Source organism: Methylobacterium sp. 275MFSha3.1, from assembly GCF_900108435.1.
In the GTDB taxonomy this organism is placed as follows: domain Bacteria; phylum Pseudomonadota; class Alphaproteobacteria; order Rhizobiales; family Beijerinckiaceae; genus Methylobacterium.
Genome location: NZ_FNWP01000014.1, coordinates 135488 through 157506, shown reverse-complemented (window position 1 = coordinate 157506; position 22019 = coordinate 135488). Strand labels below are relative to the sequence as shown.

The following is a 22019-nucleotide window of genomic DNA, read 5'->3' as shown; positions in this document are numbered from 1 at the left end:
GGTCGTCGCGCCTGTCCCCGCGCCGATCACTCGCCCCCGTCGAGGCCCATCAACTGGAAGCTGACCCGCAGGTCGTTCGACATCGGGATGTCGAGGCGTTCGCCGTTGGGCAGGCGCTTGAGGAACCAGCGCTCGTAGGTCCAGCGCAACGCCCGCGACTCGGCGAGCCGCGTGAAGGTCTGCTGCACGAGGCCGGCGAGTTCCGGATCGTCCTTGCGGAACATGATGCCGTAGGGCTCGTAGGAGAGCTTGTCGGGCAGCACCGTGTAGTTCGCCCCGTCCTTCGCGTCCGTGGCGATCAGCCCGTAGAGCAGCACGTCGTCGGTGGCGAAGGCGTCGGCCTTGCCGGCCTTGACCATCGCGTAGGAGGCGGCGTGGTCGGGCGCCGTCACCACCTGCGCGTCGATCTTCAGGCGGGCGAACTGGTCGCGCACGGCCTTCTCGTTGGTGGTGCCGGCCGTGACCACCACGGTCTTTCCGCCGAGATCCCGGTAGGAGGCGATGCCCGATCCGCGCTTCACCAGCAGCTGCGTCGCGCTGATGTAGTCCACCGGCGAGAAGGCGACCTGCTTGCGGCGCTCGGCATTGGCGGTGGTCGAGCCGCATTCGAGGTCGATCTTGCCGGAGGTCACCGCCTCGATGCGGCTCTCGGCCGTGACCGGTGCGTAGCGGATCTTCACCGGCCGGCCGATCGCCGCCTGGATGTCGTCCGCGATCTCGCCGCAGAGGTCGATGGCGTAGCCGATCGGTCGGGGGCTCCCGTCCGACTGCTTGCCCTCCACGAAGGAGAACGGCACCGAGCTCTCCCGGTAGCCGAGGACGATCTCCCCGCGCTCGGCGACGCTCCTGAGCGTCCCGGTGAGCACCTCGACGGCGGAGGCGGGCGTCGCCGCCAGCGCCAGCGCCAGAACCGCGACGAGCCGCATCGTCATCACTCCGCCTCCGAAGGGCACCGAACAAGCCACGCCGCGATTCAGGGCACCCGTGAGAGCGCTCATCAGAGCGGCCGTCCTGCGCCCGCCATCGCGGCGCGCGCAGATTTCCCCGGACCGGCCCCTACTCCGCGGGCGAGGCCACCGTGCCGACATGGTCGAGGCGCTGGTCGGTGGTGCTGAGCTGGCCCTCCCACTTGGCGACCGCCACGGTGGCGACGCTGTTGCCGAGCACGTTGGTGGCCGACCGGCCCATGTCGAGGAACTGGTCGATCCCGATGATCAGCAGCAACCCGGCCTCCGGGATGTTGAAGTGCGACAGCGTCGCCGAGATCACCACCAGCGAGGCGCGCGGCACGCCGGCCATGCCCTTCGAGGTCACCATCAGCAGGAGCAGCATCGTGAGCTGCTGGCCCCAGCTCAGCGGGATGTTGTAGGCCTGCGCGATGAACATCACCGCGAAGGTGCAGTACATCATCGAGCCGTCGAGATTGAACGAGTAGCCCATCGGAAGCACGAACGAGGTGATCCGGTTCGGCACCCCGAACTTCTCCAGGTTCGAGAGCATCTTGGGGTAGGCGGCCTCGCTCGACGCCGTCGAGAAGGCCAGCACGAAGGGCTCCTTGATCAGGTTGAACAGGCGCATGATGCCGCCGCCCCCGAGCAGCAGGAAGCCGACGCCCATCAGCAGCGTCCAGAGCACGCCGAGGCTGATGTAGAACTCCACGAGGAACTTGCCGTAGGTCACGAGCACGCCGATGCCCTGCGTGGTGATCGTCGCCGCGATGGCGGCGAACACCGCAACGGGGGCGAACATCATCACGTAGCCCGTCACCTTGAGCATGACGTCGGCGATGCCCTCGATGCCCTGCGCGAGCAGGCGGCCCTTCTCGCCGAGGGCGGCGAGGCCCACGCCGAAGAAGATCGAGAAGACCACGATCTGCAGGATCTCGTTGTTGGCCATCGCCTCGACAGCGCTCTTCGGGACGAGGTGCGTGACGAACTCCTTGAGCGAGAGCGAGGCCGCCTTGAGCCCGGTGCCGGCCCCGGCATCGGGCAGCGGCAGGTTCAGGTTGTGGCCGGGCTGCATCAGGTTGACCATGATGAGGCCGAGCATCAGAGAGCAGAAGGAGGCGCCGACGAACCAGAGCAGCGCCTTGCCGCCGACCCGGCCGACCGAGGCGGTATCCCCGAGATGGGCGATGCCGACGACCAGCGTCGAGAACACCAGCGGCGCGATGATCATCTTGATCAGGCGGAGGAACACGTCGGAGACCAGCGCGATGTAGCCGGCGATCTCCTTGGCGGTCTGCGGATCGGGCCAGGTGATGCTGCAGGCGTAGCCGACGGCGATGCCGAGGAGCATGCCGATGAAGATCATCGTCGTGAGTCGCGACCCTGCCATCGGTACTGCTCCTCGCCTGGGCCCGGGATGATCGAGCATTGCAATTCGTTAACGTGTCGCAGGAACTGCGCCACACGCAAGCCCGGCCAGGGGGCGTTACTGGCGTGGTCGACTGTTTTCACGCGACGCTCGGGCGGCGATGAAACCGGTGGCCGGTGTGCTACGGCTGCGGTACGAGACTTGCCCCGCCAAGCTGCCTGCGCTCTCCGTAGGCGGCCCAAGCAACCTGCGCGCGAGAGTTCATGGACGTCTTCGTACAGCAGCTCATCAACGGGCTGACGCTCGGCTCGATCTACGGCCTGATCGCGATCGGCTACACGATGGTGTTCGGCATCATCGGCATGGTGAACTTCGCCCACGGCGACGTCTTCATGGTCTCCTGCTTCATCGCGCTCATCACCTTCCTGCTGCTGACGGTCTGGCTCGGGGTCAGCTCCATCGCGCTGGCCTTCCTGGTGGTGCTGGTGGTCGCCATGGTGCTGACCGCCCTGTGGGGCTGGGCGATCGAGCGGGTGGCCTACCGGCCGCTGCGCGGCTCGTTCCGCCTCGCGCCGCTGATCTCGGCGATCGGCGTCTCGATCTTCCTGTCGAACTTCGTGCAGGTCGTGCAGGGCGCGCGCAACAAGCCGACCCCGCCGATGCTGTCGGGCGGCATCACGCTGTTCGAGCGCGACGGCTACGCGGTGTTCCTGGCCTGGAAGCAGGTGCTGATCATGGCGGTGACCGCCGTGCTGCTCACCGGCTTCTGGTACCTCGTGCAGCGCACGCCCTTCGGCCGGGCGCAGCGCGCCTGCGAGCAGGACCGCAAGATGGCGGCGCTGCTCGGCATCGACGTGGACCGCACGATCTCGCTGACCTTCGTGCTCGGCGCCGCGCTCGCGGCCGTCGCGGGCGTCCTCTACCTCATGTACTACGGCGTCGTGTCCTTCTCGGACGGGTTCGTGCCCGGCGTGAAGGCGTTCACGGCGGCGGTGCTCGGCGGCATCGGCTCGCTGCCCGGCGCCGTGCTCGGCGGCCTGATCATCGGCCTGATCGAGACCTTCTGGTCGGCCTATTTCTCCATCGAGTACAAGGACGTCGCCGCCTTCTCGATCCTGGCGATCGTGCTGATCTTCATGCCGTCGGGCATCCTGGGCCGGCCCGAGGTCGAGAAAGTCTGATGGCCGCCTCGCAGAACGCTCTCCCCGGCTCCGCGATGGCCGGCATCCTGCGCGACGCCGCCCTCTACGCCCTCGTCACCTTCGGCCTCTGCGTCCCGATCATCGCCTACCGGACCGATCCCGGGCCCGGGAGCGAGCTGGTGCTCGTGCCGCGCTGGGGGCTGGTGGCGGCGCTCTGCGCGGCGATCTTCGTGCTGCGCCTCGTCCAGCGCCTCGTGCTGCTGCGCCGCGACGCGCGGCGGGCGCTGACCCCCTCCCCGGCCCAGGCCACCGAGGCGGTGCACGGCGAGCCCGATGCCGGGCAGAAGACCTCGAAGGTCGGTCTCTGGCTGTTCATCTTCGTCGCGCTGACCCTGCCGATGATCTCCGCGCTGGCGACCGGCGGCCTGTCCTCGGCCCGCTACTGGATCGATCTCGGCATCCTGATCCTGACCTACGTCATGCTCGGCTGGGGCCTGAACATCGTGGTCGGCCTCGCGGGCCTGCTCGACCTCGGCTACGTCGCCTTCTACGCGGTCGGGGCCTATTCCTACGCGCTGCTGTCGACGACCTTCGGCCTGTCGTTCTGGGTCTGCCTGCCGCTGGCGGGCCTGTTCGCCGGCCTCTGGGGCATGATCCTCGGCTTCCCGGTGCTGCGCCTGCGCGGCGACTACCTCGCCATCGTCACCCTGGCCTTCGGCGAGATCATCCGCCTGGTCCTGATCAACTGGACCGACGTCACCGGCGGCGGGGCCGGCATCTCGTCGATCCCGCGGGCGACCTTCTTCGGCATCCCGTTCACGGCGGGCGAGGGCGGGTTCGCCGCCACCTTCGGCATCCCGTACGATTCGATGCACCGGCTGATCTTCCTGTACTACCTGATCCTCGGGCTGGCCCTGATCACCAACTTCGTCACCCTGCGCCTGCGCCGCCTGCCCATCGGGCGGGCCTGGGAGGCCCTGCGCGAGGACGAGATCGCCTGCCGCTCGCTCGGCATCGACACCACCGCCACGAAGCTCACGGCCTTCGCGCTGGGCGCGGCCTTCGGGGGCTTCGCCGGCTCGTTCTTCGCCGTGCGCCAGGGCTTCATCAGCCCGGAGAGCTTCAACTTCCTGGAGAGCGCCATCATCCTGGCGATCGTCGTCCTCGGCGGCATGGGCAGCCAGGTCGGCGTCGCGATCGCCGCGGTGGCGATGGTCGGCGGGCCGGAGATGCTGCGCAACCTCGGGTTCCTGAAGGCCGTGTTCGGCGAGGGCTTCGACCCCAGCGAGTACCGGCTGCTGCTGTTCGGGCTCGCCATGGTCGCCATGATGGTCTGGCGGCCGCGCGGACTGATCTCGGAGCGGATGCCGTCCGTGTCGCTCGGCCAGCGGCGCGCGGTCTCGGGCGCCCATGTCAGCGAGGGGCACGGCTGATGGCGACGTCCCCCCTCCCCCCGCCGGTGCTCACGGTCGAGCACCTGACCATGCGGTTCGGCGGCCTCACCGCCGTCTCCGACCTGTCCTTCGAGGCGCGCCGCGGCGACATCACCGCGCTGATCGGCCCGAACGGGGCCGGCAAGACCACGGTGTTCAACTGCATCACCGGCTTCTACAAGCCCACCGAGGGCATGCTGACGCTGGCGCACGCCGACGGCACGGCGCACCTGCTGGAGCGGCTTCCGAACCACAAGGTGAACCGCACCGCGCGGGTCGCCCGCACCTTCCAGAACATCCGCCTGTTCCAGGGCATGACCGTTCTGGAGAACCTGCTCGTCGCCCAGCACGCGCCGCTGATGCGGGCCTCGGGCTACACGATCCTCGGGCTGCTCGGCCTCAAGACCTACCGGGACGCGCAGGCCGCGGCGATCGAGCGGGCCAAGGCCTGGCTCGAGCGCATCGACCTGATGAAGCGGGCGGATGATCCGGCGGGCGCCCTGCCCTACGGCGCGCAGCGGCGCCTGGAGATCGCCCGGGCGATGTGCACCGACCCGGTGCTGCTCTGCCTCGACGAGCCGGCGGCCGGCCTCAACCCGCGGGAATCGGCCGAGCTGAACGGCCTCCTGCGCCACATCCGCGACGAGCACGACACCTCGGTGCTGCTGATCGAGCACGACATGTCGGTGGTGATGGAGATCTCCGACCACGTGGTCGTGCTCGATTACGGCGTGAAGATCGCCGACGGCTCCCCCGCCGATGTGCGGGCCGACCCGAAGGTGATCGCCGCCTATCTCGGCGTCGAGGACGAGGAGGTCGAGGCCGTGGAGGCCGAGGTCGGGATCACCGTGCCGCACGGGGACGCGGCGCACACGGGAGCGTCGGCATGAGCGTCGCCGGCATCAACGTCCTCGTCGAGGAGACGCGGGCGATCCAGGCGGGACGGAAGCCGCCGCTCCTCGCGGTGCGCGACGTCTCGACCTATTACGGCAGCGTCGCGGCCCTGCGCGGGGTCGACCTCGACGTGGCCGAGGGCGAGATCGTCACGCTGATCGGCGCCAACGGCGCCGGCAAGTCGACCCTGATGATGACGATCTTCGGCAGCCCCCAGGCGCGCTCGGGGACGATCACCTACGACGGCCGCGACATCACCCGGCTGCCGACCCACGCGATCGCCCGGCTCGGCATCGCCCAGTCGCCGGAGGGGCGCCGGGTCTTCCCGCGCATGACCGTCTACGAGAACCTCCAGATGGGCGCCGCGCTCCATGACGGGCGCTTCTTCGCCGAGGATCTGGAGAAGGTCTGCACCCTGTTCCCGCGGGTCAAGGAGCGCCTCAACCAGCGCGCCGGCACCATGTCGGGCGGCGAGCAGCAGATGCTGGCCATCGCCCGGGCGCTGATGAGCCGCCCGCGGCTGCTGCTGCTCGACGAGCCGTCGCTCGGCCTCGCGCCGCTCGTGGTGAAGGGCATCTTCGACGCGATCCGGGAGCTGAACCGGACTGACGGCATGACGATCTTCCTCGTCGAGCAGAACGCCTACCACGCCCTCAAGCTCGCCCATCGCGGCTACGTGCTGGTCAACGGGCGGGTCACGATGAGCGGGACGGGTCGAACGCTGCTCGACGATCCGAACGTCCAGGCCGCCTACCTGGAGGGGGGCCATTCCGGCCCGGTCGGGGCATGATGCCGTTCTCGGTTGATGCCATTGGCATCCCCGTCTTTGCGAGCGGAGCGAAGCAATCCAGGGCGGCGCCCCACCTTTCGAGGCTGCGCTGCCCTGGGTCACCTCGCTGCGCTCGCGATGACGGCGAGGGGCGCGTTAACCGAAGCAATCGACCGGACATCACATGAGCGTGCTGCAGGGGATCCTGTACGAGGAGCCGTCGGCCTGGCTGTTCCTGCTGGTGACCGTCGTGATGGGCGGGTGGGCCGGATGGATGGCGGCCCGCGGCATCGCGCGGGGCTGGCGGCCGTTCTCGCACTGCGCCCTGGCGCTGCTTCTGGTGGCGGCCGCCGTGCGCTTCATCCACTACGCCCTGTTTTCGGGCACGCTGCTGTCGCTGCACTACTATGCGGTCGACGCGGTCGTCGTCATGATCATCGGCGCGGCGGGCTTCCGCTACACGCGGACGCGCCAGATGACGAGCCAGTACCGCTGGCTCTACGAGAAGACCTCACCGCTGACGTGGCGCGCGCGGGCGCCCGACGCGGGCGAGGTCCGATGAGTGCGGCCGGATCCGCACGTGCGGTCCTGACATTGAGGGGAAGTACGCGATGAGATCGATTCTGCTGGCCGGGCTCGCCCTCGGCGCGATGGTGGCGGCCGCGCAGGCGGCCGAGGTCAAGCTCGGCGTCGCCGCGCCGATCACCGGCAACAGCGCCGCCATCGGCGCGCAGCTCAAGAACGGCGCGAGCCAGGCGGTCGAGGACCTCAACAAGGCCGGCACGCTGAAGGGCACGACGCTGACCGTGACGGTCGGCGACGACGCCTCCGACCCGAAGCAGGGCGTCTCGGTGGCCAACAAGTTCGCCAGCGACGGCGTGAAGATGGTCGTCGGCGACTACAACTCGGGCGTGTCGATCCCGGCCTCCGACGTCTACCTGGACGCCGGCATCATCCAGGTCACGCCGGCCTCCACGAACGTGAAGTTCACCGAGCGCGGCATGTGGAACACGTTCCGCACCTGCGGCCGCGACGACCAACAGGGTGCCGTCGCCGGCAACTACCTGGCCGATCACTTCAAGGGCAAGAAGGTCGCCTTCGTCCACGACAAGACCCCCTACGGCAAGGGGTTGGCCGACGAGACGCTGAAGGCCTTCAAGGCCAAGGGCGGCAAGGAGGTCATGTCCGAGGGCATCAACCCGGGCGAGAAGGACTACTCGGCGCTCGTCTCCAAGCTGAAGTCCGCCAACGTCGACGTCGTCTATTTCGGTGGCTACTACACCGAGGCCGGGCTGATCCTGCGCCAGATGCGCGATCAGGGCCTGAAGGCGCCCATGATGGGCGGCGACGGCATGGTCGACCGCGAGCTGGTGGCGATCGCCGGTCCCGCGGCCGAGGGCACGCTGACCACCTTCCCGCCGGACGCCCGAAAGAACCCGAACGCCAAGGCGGCGCTCGCCGCCTTCAAGGCCAAGAACATCGATCCCGAGGGCTACACGCTCTACTCCTACGCGGCCGTGCAGGTCCTCGCGAAGGCGATGGCCGAGACCGGCTCCAGCGATGGCAAGAAGCTCGCCGAATGGCTGCACCAGGGCAAGCCGGTGGACACGGTGGTCGGCCCGATCGCCTACGACAAGAAGGGCGACATCACCCGGCCCGACTACGTCATGTACGAGTGGAAGAAGGGACCCGACGGCAAGATCGACTACAGCGGCAATGAGCTGACGAAGTAAGCCGCGGTCACGAACCGGGATTTCAGTCCGACGCCGTCTCCCGATACCGCGGGGGGCGGCGTCGTCGTTTTCTATACCGTGGATTCGTCAGCTTTCCGGGCGGATCCGTCCTCCGCACCGCGTGCGTACGCCTAAGAAGTGTGCATGATGCCGCCGGCGCGAGCGTGAGGCCGGCTCAGCGCTTGGGAGGAGGCCATGAGGACGGCAGGGACCGCATCTGCGGACGTGCGCAGAGGCTTGGCCGCAACTTGTCCGTACTCAGCCGCAGGCTCGCGCGGCGCTTCGCCCCTTCTCCCGGCACCATCATTGCAAAGGCGTCGCCCGAGCGGGCGGGCCCGCGTACCCCGCCGCCGGCCGATGTCGTTCGGCCCGATCCAGGAGTTCCGTACCGATGCAGTCTGATATCGCTCGCCGCGGCGCCGCCGCGGCGCTGGGCCTGACCCTCGTCCTCGCTCCGATGAGCGTCGGGGCGCAGGAGCTGACCGGCACCCTCAAGAAGGTGAAGGACGCCAACGCCATCGTCATCGGCTACCGCGACGCCTCCGTGCCGTTCTCGTATCTCGGCGCCGATCAGAAGCCGATCGGCTACGCGATGGACATCTGCTACAAGATCGCCGACGCGGTGAAGGCCAAGCTCAACCTCCCGAACCTCGAGGTGAAGCTCAACCCGGTCACCTCCGCCACCCGCATCCCGCTGATGGCGAACGGCACGATCGATCTCGAGTGCGGCTCGACCACCAACAACGCCGAGCGCGAGAAGCAGGTGTGGTTCACCAACTCGCACTTCCTGACCGCGACCCGCTACGTCTCGAAGAAGTCGGCCAACCTTCACACGATCGAGGACCTGAAGGGCAAGACCGTCGTGTCGACCTCGGGCACCACGAACATCAAGCAGATCAACGAGGCCAACACGGAGCGCAAGCTCGGCCTGACGATCCTGCCGGCCAAGGACCACGCCGAGGCGTTCCTGATGGTCGAGACCGGCCGCGCCGCCGCCTTCGTGATGGATGACGTGCTGCTCGCCTCGCTCGCCGCCTCGTCGAAGGACCCCTCCGCCTACGAGATCTCCACCGAGGCCCTGTCGAAGCCCGAGCCCTACGGCATCATGCTCCGCAAGGACGACACGGAGTTCAAGAAGGTCGCGGACGACGCCACCGCCAAGCTCTACACGAGCCCCGAGGGCAAGGCCCTCTACGAGAAGTGGTTCACCCAGTCGATCCCGCCGCGCAACATCAATCTCAACCTGCCGATGAGCGCGGAGATGAAGAAGCAGTTCACGACCCCGATCTCGAGCCCCGATCCGGCGGCCTACTGAGACCCGTTCGGTCCGGTTTCATGCCAAGATGCGCACCGCGGGCTCCGGCCCGCGGTGCGTCTCTATAAGCTCACAGTAGAAGCGGCGCGATGAACTACAACTGGAACTGGCGGATCTTCTTCGACGCCTCGCCGGAGGGCAACGGCACGTATCTCGACATGCTGCTCTCGGGGCTCATGTGGACGATCACGACCGCGCTCTGCTCCTGGGTGATCGCCTTCTTCCTGGGCTCCCTGGTCGGCGTGATGCGCACCCTGCCGTCGAAGCCCGCGAACGCGATCGGCACGGCCTATGTCGAGCTGTTCCGCAACGTGCCGCTGCTGGTGCAGATGTTCCTCTGGTACTTCGTGCTGCCCGAAGTGGTCCCGACCCGGATCGGCGACGCGATCAAGCAATTGCCGGACGCGCCGTTCTACACGGCGGTGGTCTGCCTCGGCTTCTTCACCGCGTCGCGCGTGGCCGAGCAGGTCCGCGCCGGCATCCAGTCGCTGCCGCGGGGCCAGCGCATGGCCGGCACCGCCATGGGCTTCACGACCTATCAGACCTACCGCTACGTGCTGCTGCCCAACGCCTACCGGATCATCCTGCCGCCGATGACCTCGGAATTCCTCAACAATCTCAAGAACACGTCGGTGGCGCTGACCATCGGCCTGCTGGAACTGACCGCCCGGGCCCGCTCGATGCAGGAATTCTCGTTCCAGGTGTTCGAGGCCTTCACGGCCGCGACGATCCTCTACGTGATCATCAACCTCGTGGTCGTCACGGCGGCGACCTTCCTGGAGAAGGCGGTCGCCATCCCCGGCCAGCGCTGAGGGCCGCCCGCTTCCGCTCCGCCACCCCGCCCGACGGCCACCGGTAACAGGCCCCGATGCTCTCGAATTTCGACTTCTCCGTCATCGTCTCGTCCCTGCCCTACCTGTTCGGTCAGGGCATGGTCTTCACCGTGACGCTCACCGCCATGGCCGCCGTGGGCGGCGTCATCATCGGCACGCTGCTGGCGATGGCGCGCCTGTCGGGCATTCCCGGCCTGTGGCACGTCGCCAAGGCCTACGTCGAGCTCTGCCGCTCGCTGCCGCTGGTTCTGGTGATCTTCTGGTTCTACTTCCTGGTGCCGTATATCGGCGCCTACCTGACCGGATCCTCGACGCCGATCCAGGTCGGCGCCTTCCCGTCGGCCCTGATCACCTTCATGGCCTTCGAGGCGGCCTACTTCTCGGAGATCATGCGCGCCGGCATCCAGTCGATCCCGAAGGGTCAGACGGCCGCCGCCCAGGCCCTCGGGATGAACTACTGGCAGACCATGGGCAACGTGATCCTGCCCCAGGCCTTCCGCAACATGCTGCCGCTGCTGCTGACCCAGACCATCATCCTGTTCCAGGACACGTCGCTGGTCTACGTGCTCTCGCTCACCGACTTCATGGGTGCCGCGTCGAAGGTCGCCCAGCGCGACGGCCGTCTCGTCGAGATGTATGTCTTCGCCGCCGTGGTCTATTTTGCGATCTGCTTCTCGGCCTCGTACCTCGTGCGCCGCCTGCAGCGCCGCGTGGCCATCATCCGCTGACCGACACTGGAGACCGTGTCATGACCTCGTCCCCGATGCCGGCCCCCACCGCCGCCGAACCCGTCGCCGATGCCAGCCACGCGCCGAAGGATGCCGGCCTGCAGCCGGGCAGCCTGATCTCCGGCGCCCAGGCGGTGGCCCCCGGCGAGACGATGATCGCCATCGACAACATCAGCAAATGGTACGGCGACTTCCAGGTGCTGACGAACTGCAGCACCCAGGTTGCCAAGGGCGAGGTCGTGGTCGTCTGCGGTCCCTCGGGCTCGGGCAAGTCGACCCTGATCAAGTGCGTCAACGCCCTGGAGCCCTTCCAGAAGGGCCAGATCACGGTGGCCGGCACGAAGGTCGCCGACAAAGCCACCAACCTGCCGAAGCTCCGCTCGCGGGTCGGCATGGTGTTCCAGCACTTCGAGCTGTTCCCGCACCTGTCGATCACCGAGAACCTGACCATCGCCCAGCGCAAGGTGCTGGGCCGCAGCGGCGAGGACGCGAAGAAGCGCGGCCTCGACCTGCTCGCCCGCGTCGGCCTGGGAGCCCACGCGAACAAGTTCCCGGGCCAGCTCTCGGGCGGGCAGCAGCAGCGCGTCGCCATCGCCCGGGCCCTCGCCATGAACCCGGTGGTGATGCTGTTCGACGAGCCGACCTCGGCGCTGGACCCCGAGATGGTCGGCGAGGTGCTCGACGTGATGGTGGAGCTTGCCAAGGAGGGCATGACCATGATGGTCGTGACCCACGAGATGGGCTTCGCCCGCAAGGTCGCCGACCGGGTGATCTTCATGGATCGCGGCGAGATCGTCGAGGACGCCCGGAAGGACGAGTTCTTCGGCAGCCCCCGCTCCGAGCGCGCGCAGACCTTCCTGTCGAAGATCCTGCAGCACTGACGGCGAGCCGTCAGGCCAGCGCCTCCTGCGCGGCCCGGTATTCCCGGCCGTGCCGGCAGTAGCCCTCGACGATGCGGATCATCATGGCCCGCTTCTCGGCGTCGAGGGGCCCCAGGATGCGGGCGGGGCGGCCGCCCCAGAGGTAGCCGGCCTCCAGGATCTGCCCGGGATCGGTGGTGGCCCCGGCCGCCAGCATGACGTCGTCGGCGATGAGGGTGCCGGCCGCGATCGTCGCGCCGATGCCGATCAGCGCCCGCGCCCCGATCCGGCAATCGGCGATCCGGACATTGTGGGCGATGGTCGTGTCCCGCCCGATCACCACCCCGTCCGCCCGGGTGCGGATCACCGTGTTGTCCTGGATGTTGGTGTCCGCGCCGACCACGATCGGTCCGACTTCCGCGTTGAGGTCGCAGCAGAACAGCACGCTCGCGCCGGCGCCGAGGCTCACCCGCCCGCGCAGGCGGGCGGTGCGCGCCACGAAGACGCTGTCCTCGACCTCCAGCGCCTCCCCGGCCGGGAGCGCCGGCCCGTCGCCCATCCGCTCGCGCAACCGCTCGGCCCGCTCGGCGACCTCGTCGGATCCGATCGCGCGGCTGGGGCGGGCCGGGCTGCCCGCGTAGGCGAAGCCGCCGGGCAGCGTCGCCCGGGGGAAGACCGTCGCGCCGGCCTCGAGGACCGCGCCGTCGCCGACCTCGGCGCCGTCGAGGATCACCACGTCGTCCTCGACGACGACGTCGGAGCCGAGCGTGCAGGCGTGGACCACGCTGTTGCGCCCGACCGTGACCCGGTCGCCGCACCGGGTGCCGTGCGTCGCGGTGGCGATGTGCACCGTCGAGCGGTGGCCGAGCCAGAAGCGGTCGCCGAGGGTGACGGTCTGGCCGTCCGCGCGAATCACCGCCTCGTCGCCGATCCAGGCCTGCGCGCCGATCCGGGCGGCGCCGATCACCGTGCTGCCGCGGCCGCACCAGACGGGGCGACTGGCGAAGTCCGGCTGCTCGCCGTCGTAGGGCAGGATCAGGTCGGGGGTCACGCGGGTATCCTTCTCCAGCGCCGTCCGGAGCGCGCGGGGACATCCGGACGATGGCGGGCCGCGCGCCGGGCCGGCAGGGCGCGACGGACCGTGTCATATAGAGGCGGGACCGGGTGTGACAGGGACGGGGCTGGTCCGCGAAGCCGGGGACTCCTATGGATCGGGCCATGAGCGCCCCCGTCCCGAGCGTCGGCATCCAGGCCGAGCCCTTCGACACCGCGGCCGAGATCGCCGGCCTGAGCGCCGCGCTGGGCGGCCGGGCCGGCGCCGTCGTGACCTTCACCGGCCTGTGCCGCGACGAGGGCGGGCGGCTGACCGCCCTCGAGCTGGAGCACTACCCCGGCATGGCCGAGGCCGAGATCCGGCGCGTCGCCGACGAGGCGATGGCGCGCTGGCCGCTCCAGGCCCTGCGGGTGATCCACCGGCACGGCCTGGTCCGTCCGGGCGACGGCATCGTGCTGGTGGTCACCGCCGCCAGCCACCGGGTCGCGGCGTTCGAGGCCGCGGACTTCCTGATGGACTACCTCAAGACCCGCGCCCCGTTCTGGAAGCGGGAGCACCTCGCCGACGGCACGACCGGCGGCTGGGTCGAGGCGGCGGCCCACGACGAGGCCGCGGCCGGCCGCTGGGCCTGATGGCCGTGCCCGGGGTCGCGCTCAGGCTGCCCCAGGGCGCTCGACGATCGGTGCGGCTCCCGGCTCCTGACGGCCGGAGCCTGCGGTCCGGCGACGTGCGCGGACGACGCGCGGACGCGCATCCCCACCCCGGATTGCACAGAAGCCGGCCGCCGGACTTGACCCCTGAGAGCCCGCGGCGTTCGTGAGCCCGCGGTTTAGGAGCGACGATGTCGGACAGCAGCCTTCAGGAACTGGACGGTCCCGTCGGGCCCTGGCGCGGGGCCGCACCGCTGGCGGCCTCGGGGATCGCCGTGGTGTGCTTCGTGGTGGCGCTGGCCCTGGCCTGGATGTCGGCCGGCACGCTCCTCTTGATCTTCGCCGGGGTGCTCCTCGGCGTGTTCCTCGACGGCCTGACCCGCGGGCTCGGCCGCGTCCTGCCCCTCCGGCGAGGATTGCGGCTGTCCATCGCCAGCCTCGCGGTCGCCGCCGCGGTGATCGGCTTCGGGAGCTACGGCGGCGCCACCATCGTCCAGCAGGGCCGCGACCTCGGGACGACGATCAAGGATCAGGCCGGAACCGTCACGGGCTGGCTGTCGGAGCGGGGCATCGACGTGCCGAGCCTCGCGCCGCAGGGCGGTGGCAAGGACGGCTCGACGGATGCGGGCCAGAGAGAGGGGGGGCTCGGCGGCCTCGCCAACGGCCTGCTGAAGGGCAGCAGCTCGATCGTCTCGGATGCCGGCAGCGTCCTCGGACCGGCCGCGGCCGTGATCCTCGGCCTGTTCGACGCCCTCGGCAACCTCCTGGTGATCGCCTTCCTGGGGCTCGCCTTCGCGGCCGACCCGAAGGCCTACCGGGACGGGGTGGTTCGGTTCGTGCCGCCGGCGAAGCGCTGGCGGGCCAGCCAGGTCCTCGACGGGGCCGGCGAGACCCTCCGCCACTGGCTGTTCGGCCAGCTGATCATCATGGCGGTGATCTTCCTGTGCACCTGGGCCGGCCTCGCCTTCCTGGGCATCGGCGGCGCGCTGATCCTCGGCCTGCAGGCGGGCCTGCTCGCCTTCGTGCCGACGGTCGGGCCGCTGGTGGCGGGCCTCGTCATCGTCCTGGCCGCCCTGGCCTCGGGCACGAAGGCGGTGATCGGCGCGATCGGCGTCTATCTCGCGGTCCAGTGCCTGGAGAGCTACGGCCTGACGCCGTTCATCCAGAAGCGGGCGCTCGACATCCCGCCGGCCACGATCTTCGCCGGCCAGCTGATCCTGGGCGTGATCTTCGGGCTCTGGGGCATCGCCCTCGCCCTGCCGCTGATGGCGGTGATCAAGGTCCTGCTGGAGCAGCTCTACGTGGAGGACACGCTCCACGAGCAACCGAGCAGCTGAGCGCCCCGGGCGCCCGCGCCGTCGACGGGCGCGGGCGGCCGGTCAGCCGCGCAGCGCGGCCTCGATCATCCGGGCGACCGCCAGGGCCCGGCCGTCGTCGCCGAAGCGGCCGATCACCTGGACGCCCACCGGCAGGCGGTGGCCGGGCACCGGCACGTTCACGCAGGGCACGCCCATCAGCGTCCACAGCTGGTTGAAGCGCGGGTCGCCCGTCGAGGCCAGGGTCGCGGGCGCCGGGCCCGGCGCCGAGAAGGTCAGGATCGCGTCGTAATCGGCGAAGAGGCCCTTCAGCACCCGGCGGGCGTGATGGCCGTGGCGGCGCCCGTCATCGTACTGGGCCGGGCTGATCGTCGCCCCGTCATCGAGATGGGCGCGGGTGCGCGGCGGCAGCGCGTCGGCCTGCGTGTCGTACTCCCAGGCCAGCGCCAGCCGACCCTCGTAGTTCTGGATGAGGCGGTGGCGTTCCCAGGCCTGCGCCAGCTCGGTCGGCAGGGCGAGGTCGCTCACCCGCGCCCCGGACCGCTCGGCCGCCTGCCGGGCGCGGGTGAGCGCCGCCTCGGCCTCCGGCTCGGGGGCGCCGGCGAAATCCTGCCGCACCACGGCGATGCGCGGCGCCGAGCCCCCCTCCGCCCGCTCGATCTCCGGCCGCCCGGTGACGAGCGCGAGGGCGTGGGCGACGTCCGCGACCCCGGCGGCGAACAGCCCGACCGTGTCGAGGGCCCACGAGTAGGTCTTCACGCCGACCGTGGGGATCAGCCGGAACGACGGCTTCACCGCCGCGCAGCCGCAGAAGCTCGCGGGCCGGATCACCGAGCCCGCCGTCTGCGTGCCCAGGGCCAGCGGCAGCATCCCGGCGCCGACGGCGGCGGCCGAGCCCGCCGAGGAGCCCCCCGGCGTGTGGCCGGGATCGTGCGGGTTGACCGTCTCGGTCGGATCGCTGCTGGCGAAGGCCGTGGTGGTGGTTTTGGCGAGGGCGACGGCACCGAGCTGCTTCAGCCGGCTCACGACCGCGGCGTCGCCCCGGGGCTTCCAGCCCGCGTAGATCGGCGAGCCCATCTGGGTCGGCAGGCCCGCGCTGTCGATGATGTCCTTCACGCCGACCGCGATGCCGGCGAGCGGCCCGGCCTCGGGGATCGCCGGCGCCGCGTCGAGGGTGACCAGCGCGCGCAGGTCCGGCTCCCGCGCGGCGATCGCGGCGCGGCTCAGGTCGATCGCGCCCGCGGGCGTCAGGGTGCCGGCTTCGATGCGGGCGCGGAGGTCGAGAAGCGAGAGCATAATGCATTCAGTCCGCGGTCCGCGGCGCTGTCAACCGAGACGCCACAGCCGACGGCATTCCCGAAACGCCGTTGACGAACGCTTTACGCGACCGTGCGCATCGTCCGGGTCATGTGGCGTGGCGTATCCCTGTTCTCGGCCCTGGCGCTGTTCGGTGCGGGCCTCACCGCGTGCTCGATCAATCATTTCGAGCGACGTGAACCGTGGCGCGATCAGGCGGAGCAGGTCTGCCTGGCCAAGAAGCTCGTCGAGCCCTCGGAGTACATCACGCCCATCGCGGCGATGGATGGCCCGGGGCCGTGCGGCATGCAGCAGCCCTTCCGGGTGACGCGGCTCGGCGGCGGCTCCGTCCTGCTGAAGCAGCGGATGACGCTGGGCTGCCCGGCGCTGGCCGAGGCCGAGGCGTGGCTCGCCGACACGATCCAGCCGGCCGCCAACCTCTACTTCGGCGTGCCGGTGGCCGAGATCAACGCCGGCTCCTATTCCTGCCGCGGCCGCAACAACCAGCCCGGCGCCAAGCTCTCCGAGCACGGCTTCGGGAACGCGATCGACGTCATGTCGATCAAGCTCGCCGACGGCCACGTGATCACCGTCAAGGGCGGCTGGCGCGGCACGGAGGCCGAGCAGGGCTTCCTGCGCGAGATCTTCCTGGGCGCCTGCCAGCGCTTCACCACCGTGCTGGCGCCCGGCTCGAACGTGTTCCACTACGATCACATCCACGTCGATCTCGCACGGCACGACCCGCGCGGTCTGCGCCGGATCTGCAAGCCGCTGATCAAGTTCACGCCGCAGCTCGGCACCGGGGCCGAGCGGCCGCTGAGCCGCCCGATCCCGCCGCAGCGCCAGCCCGCCGGCCCTCAGGCGCCGGTGGACGTCGAGGAGGACGATCCCTACGGCGTGTCGCCGATGTCGAAGGCCGGGAGCGCGACCCAGGTCGCCCGTGCGCCCGCCCGGCCCCTCGACCGTCCGGCCGCGGCCTCGGCCTACACCGCGACGGCGCCCGTGCGGCCGGCACCGCGGGTCGCCGCCGCCCACGACGAGCCCGCGCAGGAGTACGACGAGCCGCTGCAGCTCGGCGCGCCGCCGAGCGCGGAGCCGATCTACTGAGAGACGGGCGCGACCCGCGGCACTCGCGCCGGGCGCCGCTCCCGCGCCGCGCCCCAAGCGGGACTGTAGCGGCCGCGCCGCACAGGCTGGCAAAGCGCCGGGGCGGGACTGCCGGAGCTTGACTGGCGGCGCGGCGAAGCCATCGTTCGCGGATGCAGGATCGCACATCCGTCGAGGCACGCGCCATGCGCCCGGTTCTTCACGGCTTCGCCCTCGGGCTGGCCCTTCTCGCCCTGGCCCAGCCGGCGCTCGCCCGGTCGGCCCGGGAGGACATCGAGCCCGCCGAGGAGCGGATCTTCCCGTTCGACGCGCAGATCCCGGGCTGCCAGGACCCGTCGGTGCTGGAGCGGGTCTCGACCAACTTCGCCGAGAAGGAGGCGAAGTTCTGGAACTCGTCGATGACGATCCTGTCCTTCGACACGATCGAGCGCACGGCGTGGCGGCCCTGGGGCCTCGACACCTATCCGCGCCGGTTCTGCACCGCGACCGTGACCACCTCCGACGGGGTCCGCCGCAAGGTCGACTACTCGGTGCGCGAGAGCCTCGGCATCATCGGCGCGACCTGGGGCGTCGAGTTCTGCATCCACGGCCTCGACCGGGACCTCTCCTACGCCTACGCCACCGCCTGCCGGATGGCGCGTCCCTGACCATGCGCGGGCGCGCCGCCGGCCTCGCCGGCCTGCTCCTCGCCGCGTCCGTCGCCGGCCCGGGCGCCGCCCAGGATTACGGCGGCTTCGGCCGCCGCGGTACGCCCGGCGACTTCGATTTCTACGTCCTCGCCCTGTCGTGGTCGCCGACCTACTGTGCGGGGCCGGGCGCCCGCCGGGACGACGTCCAGTGCGCCCCCGGGCGCGGCCTCGGCTTCGTCGTCCACGGCCTGTGGCCGCAATACGCGAGCGGGTACCCGCAGAACTGCTCGGCGGTGAACCGCGCGCCGACCCGACAGGCCATGGAGGTCGCCGGGCAGGTCTACCCGAGCGAGGGTCTCGCCCGGTACGAGTGGCGCAAGCACGGCACCTGCTCGGGCCTCGATCCCGCCGCCTACTTCGCGGCCGCCCGCGCGGCGCGGCTCGCGGTGACGATCCCTGACGGGCTCAAGGGCAGCGCCCCGCCGCAGACCCTCGCGCCGATCGAGATCGCGCGGCAGTTCGTGGCGGCCAATCGCGGCCTGCGCCCCGACATGATGGCGGTCACCTGCACCCGCGGGCAGCTGCAGGAGGTCCGGATCTGCTTCGGCAAGGACCTGCGCGGCTTCACCCCCTGCCCCGAGGTCGCCCGCGGCAATTGCCGGGCGCCCGAGGTGAGCCTCGACGCCGCGCGCTGAGTTTTTTCCGCCTTTCGCGCGCCGGCCCCTGGACCCGGCGCCCGGGATCGGCTTCAGCGCGCTGCCATGAACTATCGGCACGCCTTCCACGCCGGCAACCACGCCGACGTCCTCAAGCACCTCGTCCTGGCGCGGGTGCTCGACCACCTGCGCCTCAAGGACAAGCCGTTCCGGGCGCTGGACGCCTTCGCGGGCCTCGGCGTCTACGATCTCGAGGCCGACGAGGCGGCCCGGACCGGCGAGTGGCGGGACGGCTGGGGCCGGCTGGCGGCGCCCTTCGCGCCGGAGGTGGAAGCGCTGCTGGAGTCCTACCGGGCCGCGGTGGCGGCGGTGCGCGCTCGACACGGCACCACCGCCTATCCGGGCTCGCCGGCCGTGATCCGCGAGGCGCTCCGCCCCGGCGACAAGGGCGTGTTCGTCGAGCTGCATCCGGCGGACGCCGCGACCCTGCAGGACCGCTACGCCCGCGATCCCCGCACCAAGGTGATGAACCTCGACGGCTGGACCGCGATCAACGCGCAGATCCCGCCGCCGGAGCGGCGCGGCCTCGTGCTGATCGACCCGCCCTACGAGGTGCCCGGCGAGATCGAGCGCCTCGGCGCCCATCTCGCCCGCGCGGTGGCGAAGTGGCCGACCGGCCTGTTCCTGGCCTGGTACCCGATCAAGGACGTTGCGGCCCTCGACCGGATGGTCCGCGATCTCGGGGCCGCCCTGCCCCGCCCCGCGCTGCGCCTCGACCTGCTGATCGACCGGCCGGACGACCCGACGCGGCTGACCGGAAGCGGCCTGATCGTCGTCAACCCACCCTGGCGCCTCGCCGATGAGGCGATGCTGTTCCTGCCGGCGCTCGCAGAACGTCTGGCCCGGCAGGACTTCGGAGGGTTTCGCTGCGATCTGATCGGCCCGGCCGCCTGACTCGGTAGAATTGGGGCGCCGCGCGGAAGACCTCCGGGCCTGCGCGGAAGGAAAAGGCCGGGGTTCCGATACAATTGTGGCGGCAAAGTCACATTTCCGCATCGAACGTGATCAGCGATACGGAACTGCCCAAAAATTATGCAACTGCTCTATGTTTGATTTTGTGTCAATCGCACTGCGATGTCAGCTTGGCCGTCGACGAACCCGAACGAGCTGCGACACCATGCTGAAGCGATCCACCCTGGCCGGACTGGCCACCGTGCTGCTGTCCTCGACCAGCATCCTCGCGGCCGACCTGTCGGCTCCGGCGCCGGTTCCGGTCGCGCCCCCCGCCGAGCCCTGCAAGGCAACGCTCCTCGGCCCGGCCTACGGCGGCGTGATCAAGGCCAACCCCAATCCGAGCTGCTTCTCGGCCGGACCGCTCGGCGACCTCTACGTGGGCGGCGCCATCACCGGCTACGGCTACACTCAGTCGAACCCGTTCGCGTCGTTCTCGACCCCGGCGGCGCCCAACGACCGCGACCGCGCGGCCCGGTTCGACTTCTCGAACGTGCAGGGCATCATCCAGAAGCCCGAGGGCGCGTTCCAGTTCTACATCCAGGCCGGCGGCTACTCGATCCCGCAGCTCGGCTTCCCCACCCTCAGCACCTTCACCCAGACCGACCTCCTGTTCGGCCCGGTCCCGGTCGCCTACGGCAAGATCCAGATCAACGATGAATGGTCGGTCCAGGGCGGCCGGATGTTCACCATGATCGGCACCGAGCTGCTGTTCACCTACCAGAACCTGAATATCAACCGCGGCCTCCTGTTCGTGCAGGAGAACTTCATCAACCAGGGCGTGCAGGTCAACTACAGCAGCGGGCCGCTCTCGGTGTCGGTCGCCGGCACGGACGGGTTCTTCTCCAACGAGATCTCGTGGTTCACCGGCAACGTCGCCTACAAGCTCGACGACTACAACACGATCGGCGTCAACGGCGGTCTGAACCTCGGCCGGACCAACGCCCTCGACCGCAGCCCGCGCTACCAGTTCGCGACGCCGAACCTCCAGCAGAACAGCGGCATCTTCAACATCAACTACACCTACGCGAACGGCCCGTGGATCATCTCGCCGTACTTCCAGTTCACCAACGTCGAGCGTGACCTGCGCGTCGGCATCGCCAACTCGGCCTCGACCTACGGCGGCGCGCTGCTGGCGGCCTACTCCTTCACCGACAACTTCGCCCTGGCCGGCCGCGTCGAGTACACCGAGCAGACGGGCGTCCGCGGGTCGGGCGGCACCAACCTGCTGGGCTTCGGCGCCGGCAGCAACGCCTTCTCGGTGACCGTCACGCCGACCTTCACCTTCGACCGCTACTTCTTCCGGGTGGAGTACGCCCACGTCGAACTCGGCGGGATCACCCGCGGCAACCTCGCGGAGGGCACGCTCGGCACAGGCTTCGGCCGCACCGGCAACCGGACCTCGCAGGACCGCTACATGGTCGAGACCGGCATCACCTTCTGATCGGACCGCCCGGTCCGGCTCAGGACGCCTGTCAGCGAGCCCCCGGCCTCAGGCCGGGGGCTTTTTCGTGGCCGCGCGCCATCGGTCCCGGCCCGGCACGCCCTCCCGGGGTTAGGCTCTCCTGAGCAGGCGCCGGCCCGGCCGGTGGCCCTCCTCGCCGGTGTCGCGGAAGCCGAGCTTCTCCAGCAGGCCCCAGGAGGCGACGTTGGCGGGGCGGCACTCGGCCACGACGACGCGCGCCGGGAAGCGCCCCCCGAGGAGATCGAGGATCGCCGACACGGCCTCGTAGGCGTAGCCGCGCCCGCGGGCGGCGCCGCCGACCCAGTACCCGATCTCGATCGTGCCGGCGCCGCGCAGATGGGTGCCGAAGACGCCGACGAGCGCGCGCCCGGCCGGATCGGGCGCGCCGTCCCGCGTCCAGGCGCCGAGGAAGCAGTCCCGGCCCCGGGCGCAGCTGCGAATCAGGTCCTCGGCATCCTGCAGGGTGAACGGCGTCGGCAGGAAATCCACCGCTGCGGTGATGGCCGGATCGTCGGTGAGCGCGCGGACGGCCGGCGCGTCGGCAGGCCGGAGGGCGGCGATCGCGAGGCGCGCCGTCTCGAGCGCCGGCAGGTCGGCCAGGGTGTCGCGCGCGCCGCGGATGGTAAACATGGATGCGATGTGGGGTGCCGGCCGGTTACGAAAAGGGACGATCCCGCGAGCGGGAATCATCCTCGGGGCCGCGCGAAAACCTTGCACCTACCTTCGCTCCAGGGTCGCAGACCGCCGGAACGGGAACGGTTGCTTAACCTGAATCCGTCTTCATTGGCGCATCAGGTTGCGTCAGGCAAACG

General features: G+C 70.1%; 22 protein-coding genes. 17 read left to right on the top strand and 5 right to left on the bottom strand.

The window, feature by feature from the left end; genetic code table 11:
• Positions 1 to 26: 26 nt before the first annotated feature.
• Positions 27 to 932: an amino acid ABC transporter substrate-binding protein gene (locus BLW78_RS18080; RefSeq protein WP_020094236.1), complete on the bottom strand. Its 906-nt coding sequence runs from the start codon at positions 930 to 932 to the stop codon at positions 27 to 29.
• Positions 933 to 1056: 124 nt separating this feature from the next.
• Positions 1057 to 2337, bottom strand: coding sequence for a dicarboxylate/amino acid:cation symporter (locus tag BLW78_RS18075; protein WP_026605096.1), 1281 nt, complete (start codon positions 2335 to 2337; stop codon positions 1057 to 1059).
• A gap of 242 nt (positions 2338 to 2579) precedes the next feature.
• Here BLW78_RS18075 and BLW78_RS18070 point away from each other — a divergent pair, with 242 nt between their 5' ends.
• The 10 genes from BLW78_RS18070 (at position 2580) to BLW78_RS18025 (ending at position 12044) form a co-directional block, all read left to right on the top strand.
• A complete protein-coding gene (locus tag BLW78_RS18070; protein WP_020094234.1) occupies positions 2580 to 3497 on the top strand; it encodes a branched-chain amino acid ABC transporter permease in 918 nt (305 codons plus the stop codon).
• Positions 3497 to 4891, top strand: a complete 1395-nt coding sequence (livM, locus tag BLW78_RS18065) for a high-affinity branched-chain amino acid ABC transporter permease LivM (RefSeq protein WP_020094233.1) — start codon at positions 3497 to 3499, stop codon at positions 4889 to 4891. Before BLW78_RS18070 ends, livM begins: the two co-directional genes overlap by 1 nt.
• Positions 4891 to 5781, top strand: a complete 891-nt coding sequence (locus tag BLW78_RS18060; RefSeq protein WP_056533897.1) for an ABC transporter ATP-binding protein — start codon at positions 4891 to 4893, stop codon at positions 5779 to 5781. The genes livM and BLW78_RS18060 overlap by 1 nt, the downstream gene beginning before the upstream one ends.
• A complete protein-coding gene (locus BLW78_RS18055) occupies positions 5778 to 6575 on the top strand; it encodes an ABC transporter ATP-binding protein (RefSeq protein WP_091681193.1) in 798 nt (265 codons plus the stop codon). The genes BLW78_RS18060 and BLW78_RS18055 overlap by 4 nt, the downstream gene beginning before the upstream one ends.
• Positions 6576 to 6747: 172 nt before the next feature.
• Entirely contained in the window at positions 6748 to 7116 is a 369-nt protein-coding gene (locus BLW78_RS18050; RefSeq protein ID WP_091681222.1) for a DUF6867 family protein, read from the top strand.
• A 49-nt stretch (positions 7117 to 7165) separates the two neighbouring features.
• Positions 7166 to 8287: a branched-chain amino acid ABC transporter substrate-binding protein gene (locus BLW78_RS18045; protein WP_091681191.1), complete on the top strand. Its 1122-nt coding sequence runs from the start codon at positions 7166 to 7168 to the stop codon at positions 8285 to 8287.
• A gap of 391 nt (positions 8288 to 8678) precedes the next feature.
• The gene (locus tag BLW78_RS18040) at positions 8679 to 9602 is read left to right on the top strand and encodes an amino acid ABC transporter substrate-binding protein (RefSeq protein WP_091681189.1); all 924 of its coding nucleotides are present in this window, start codon (positions 8679 to 8681) and stop codon (positions 9600 to 9602) included.
• An 89-nt stretch (positions 9603 to 9691) separates the two neighbouring features.
• Positions 9692 to 10414: an amino acid ABC transporter permease gene (locus BLW78_RS18035; RefSeq protein WP_091681188.1), complete on the top strand. Its 723-nt coding sequence runs from the start codon at positions 9692 to 9694 to the stop codon at positions 10412 to 10414.
• 56 nt (positions 10415 to 10470) lie between these two features.
• Positions 10471 to 11163 (top strand): amino acid ABC transporter permease, encoded by a 693-nt coding sequence (locus tag BLW78_RS18030; protein WP_091681187.1) that lies wholly within the window; start codon positions 10471 to 10473, stop codon positions 11161 to 11163.
• 152 nt (positions 11164 to 11315) lie between these two features.
• Positions 11316 to 12044 carry an amino acid ABC transporter ATP-binding protein gene (locus tag BLW78_RS18025; protein WP_056534124.1) on the top strand — a complete coding sequence of 243 codons (729 nt, stop codon included), beginning with the start codon at positions 11316 to 11318 and terminating at the stop codon, positions 12042 to 12044.
• A gap of 10 nt (positions 12045 to 12054) precedes the next feature.
• On the opposite strand, the gene BLW78_RS18020 is transcribed toward BLW78_RS18025, so the two are convergent.
• The gene (locus BLW78_RS18020) at positions 12055 to 13074 is read right to left on the bottom strand and encodes a gamma carbonic anhydrase family protein (RefSeq protein WP_020094224.1); all 1020 of its coding nucleotides are present in this window, start codon (positions 13072 to 13074) and stop codon (positions 12055 to 12057) included.
• Between the two features lie 167 nt (positions 13075 to 13241).
• Between BLW78_RS18020 and BLW78_RS18015 the strand changes: the two genes are divergently transcribed.
• Positions 13242 to 13709: a molybdenum cofactor biosynthesis protein MoaE gene (locus BLW78_RS18015; protein ID WP_020094223.1), complete on the top strand. Its 468-nt coding sequence runs from the start codon at positions 13242 to 13244 to the stop codon at positions 13707 to 13709.
• 209 nt (positions 13710 to 13918) lie between these two features.
• Complete coding sequence (locus tag BLW78_RS18010; RefSeq protein ID WP_170855180.1) at positions 13919 to 15064, top strand: AI-2E family transporter; 1146 nt, start codon at positions 13919 to 13921, stop codon at positions 15062 to 15064.
• Between the two features lie 42 nt (positions 15065 to 15106).
• Here BLW78_RS18010 and BLW78_RS18005 read toward each other — a convergent pair whose 3' ends face one another.
• The gene (locus BLW78_RS18005) at positions 15107 to 16339 is read right to left on the bottom strand and encodes an amidase (protein ID WP_091681185.1); all 1233 of its coding nucleotides are present in this window, start codon (positions 16337 to 16339) and stop codon (positions 15107 to 15109) included.
• A gap of 111 nt (positions 16340 to 16450) precedes the next feature.
• On the opposite strand from BLW78_RS18005, the gene BLW78_RS18000 reads away from it, so the two are divergent.
• The 5 genes from BLW78_RS18000 (at position 16451) to BLW78_RS17980 (ending at position 21186) form a co-directional block, all read left to right on the top strand.
• On the top strand, positions 16451 to 17446 hold the full coding sequence (locus tag BLW78_RS18000) for an extensin-like domain-containing protein (RefSeq protein ID WP_091681218.1): 996 nt from the start codon (positions 16451 to 16453) through the stop codon (positions 17444 to 17446).
• Positions 17447 to 17631: 185 nt separating this feature from the next.
• Positions 17632 to 18093 (top strand): hypothetical protein, encoded by a 462-nt coding sequence (locus tag BLW78_RS17995; RefSeq protein WP_020094218.1) that lies wholly within the window; start codon positions 17632 to 17634, stop codon positions 18091 to 18093.
• A gap of 2 nt (positions 18094 to 18095) precedes the next feature.
• Positions 18096 to 18770 carry a ribonuclease T2 family protein gene (locus BLW78_RS17990; RefSeq protein ID WP_091681183.1) on the top strand — a complete coding sequence of 225 codons (675 nt, stop codon included), beginning with the start codon at positions 18096 to 18098 and terminating at the stop codon, positions 18768 to 18770.
• A 66-nt stretch (positions 18771 to 18836) separates the two neighbouring features.
• Positions 18837 to 19685 (top strand): 23S rRNA (adenine(2030)-N(6))-methyltransferase RlmJ, encoded by an 849-nt coding sequence (gene rlmJ, locus BLW78_RS17985; protein WP_091681181.1) that lies wholly within the window; start codon positions 18837 to 18839, stop codon positions 19683 to 19685.
• A gap of 223 nt (positions 19686 to 19908) precedes the next feature.
• Positions 19909 to 21186, top strand: a complete 1278-nt coding sequence (locus tag BLW78_RS17980) for a porin (protein ID WP_020094215.1) — start codon at positions 19909 to 19911, stop codon at positions 21184 to 21186.
• 111 nt (positions 21187 to 21297) lie between these two features.
• Here the strand turns inward: BLW78_RS17980 and BLW78_RS17975 are convergent, their stop codons facing one another.
• The gene (locus tag BLW78_RS17975; protein WP_091681179.1) at positions 21298 to 21837 is read right to left on the bottom strand and encodes a GNAT family N-acetyltransferase; all 540 of its coding nucleotides are present in this window, start codon (positions 21835 to 21837) and stop codon (positions 21298 to 21300) included.
• Between the last annotated feature and the right edge of the window lie 182 nt (positions 21838 to 22019).

Excerpts from the sequence above, each read along its gene's own strand:
- BLW78_RS17995 (WP_020094218.1), top strand. The coding sequence starts at position 17,632 with ATGCGCCCGGTTCTTCACGGCTTCGCCCTCGGGCTGGCCCTTCTCGCC.
- BLW78_RS18075 (WP_026605096.1), bottom strand. The coding sequence starts at position 2,337 with ATGGCAGGGTCGCGACTCACGACGATGATCTTCATCGGCATGCTCCTC.
- BLW78_RS18040 (WP_091681189.1), top strand. The coding sequence starts at position 8,679 with ATGCAGTCTGATATCGCTCGCCGCGGCGCCGCCGCGGCGCTGGGCCTG.
- BLW78_RS17975 (WP_091681179.1), bottom strand. The coding sequence starts at position 21,837 with ATGTTTACCATCCGCGGCGCGCGCGACACCCTGGCCGACCTGCCGGCG.
- BLW78_RS18070 (WP_020094234.1), top strand. The coding sequence starts at position 2,580 with ATGGACGTCTTCGTACAGCAGCTCATCAACGGGCTGACGCTCGGCTCG.
- BLW78_RS18045 (WP_091681191.1), top strand. The coding sequence starts at position 7,166 with ATGAGATCGATTCTGCTGGCCGGGCTCGCCCTCGGCGCGATGGTGGCG.
- BLW78_RS17990 (WP_091681183.1), top strand. The coding sequence starts at position 18,096 with ATGCGCGGGCGCGCCGCCGGCCTCGCCGGCCTGCTCCTCGCCGCGTCC.
- BLW78_RS18030 (WP_091681187.1), top strand. The coding sequence starts at position 10,471 with ATGCTCTCGAATTTCGACTTCTCCGTCATCGTCTCGTCCCTGCCCTAC.
- BLW78_RS18035 (WP_091681188.1), top strand. The coding sequence starts at position 9,692 with ATGAACTACAACTGGAACTGGCGGATCTTCTTCGACGCCTCGCCGGAG.
- BLW78_RS18015 (WP_020094223.1), top strand. The coding sequence starts at position 13,242 with ATGAGCGCCCCCGTCCCGAGCGTCGGCATCCAGGCCGAGCCCTTCGAC.
- BLW78_RS18000 (WP_091681218.1), top strand. The coding sequence starts at position 16,451 with ATGTGGCGTGGCGTATCCCTGTTCTCGGCCCTGGCGCTGTTCGGTGCG.
- BLW78_RS17980 (WP_020094215.1), top strand. The coding sequence starts at position 19,909 with ATGCTGAAGCGATCCACCCTGGCCGGACTGGCCACCGTGCTGCTGTCC.
- BLW78_RS18055 (WP_091681193.1), top strand. The coding sequence starts at position 5,778 with ATGAGCGTCGCCGGCATCAACGTCCTCGTCGAGGAGACGCGGGCGATC.
- BLW78_RS18080 (WP_020094236.1), bottom strand. The coding sequence starts at position 932 with ATGACGATGCGGCTCGTCGCGGTTCTGGCGCTGGCGCTGGCGGCGACG.
- BLW78_RS18060 (WP_056533897.1), top strand. The coding sequence starts at position 4,891 with ATGGCGACGTCCCCCCTCCCCCCGCCGGTGCTCACGGTCGAGCACCTG.
- livM (WP_020094233.1), top strand. The coding sequence starts at position 3,497 with ATGGCCGCCTCGCAGAACGCTCTCCCCGGCTCCGCGATGGCCGGCATC.
- BLW78_RS18025 (WP_056534124.1), top strand. The coding sequence starts at position 11,316 with ATGATCGCCATCGACAACATCAGCAAATGGTACGGCGACTTCCAGGTG.
- rlmJ (WP_091681181.1), top strand. The coding sequence starts at position 18,837 with ATGAACTATCGGCACGCCTTCCACGCCGGCAACCACGCCGACGTCCTC.
- BLW78_RS18005 (WP_091681185.1), bottom strand. The coding sequence starts at position 16,339 with ATGCTCTCGCTTCTCGACCTCCGCGCCCGCATCGAAGCCGGCACCCTG.
- BLW78_RS18010 (WP_170855180.1), top strand. The coding sequence starts at position 13,919 with ATGTCGGACAGCAGCCTTCAGGAACTGGACGGTCCCGTCGGGCCCTGG.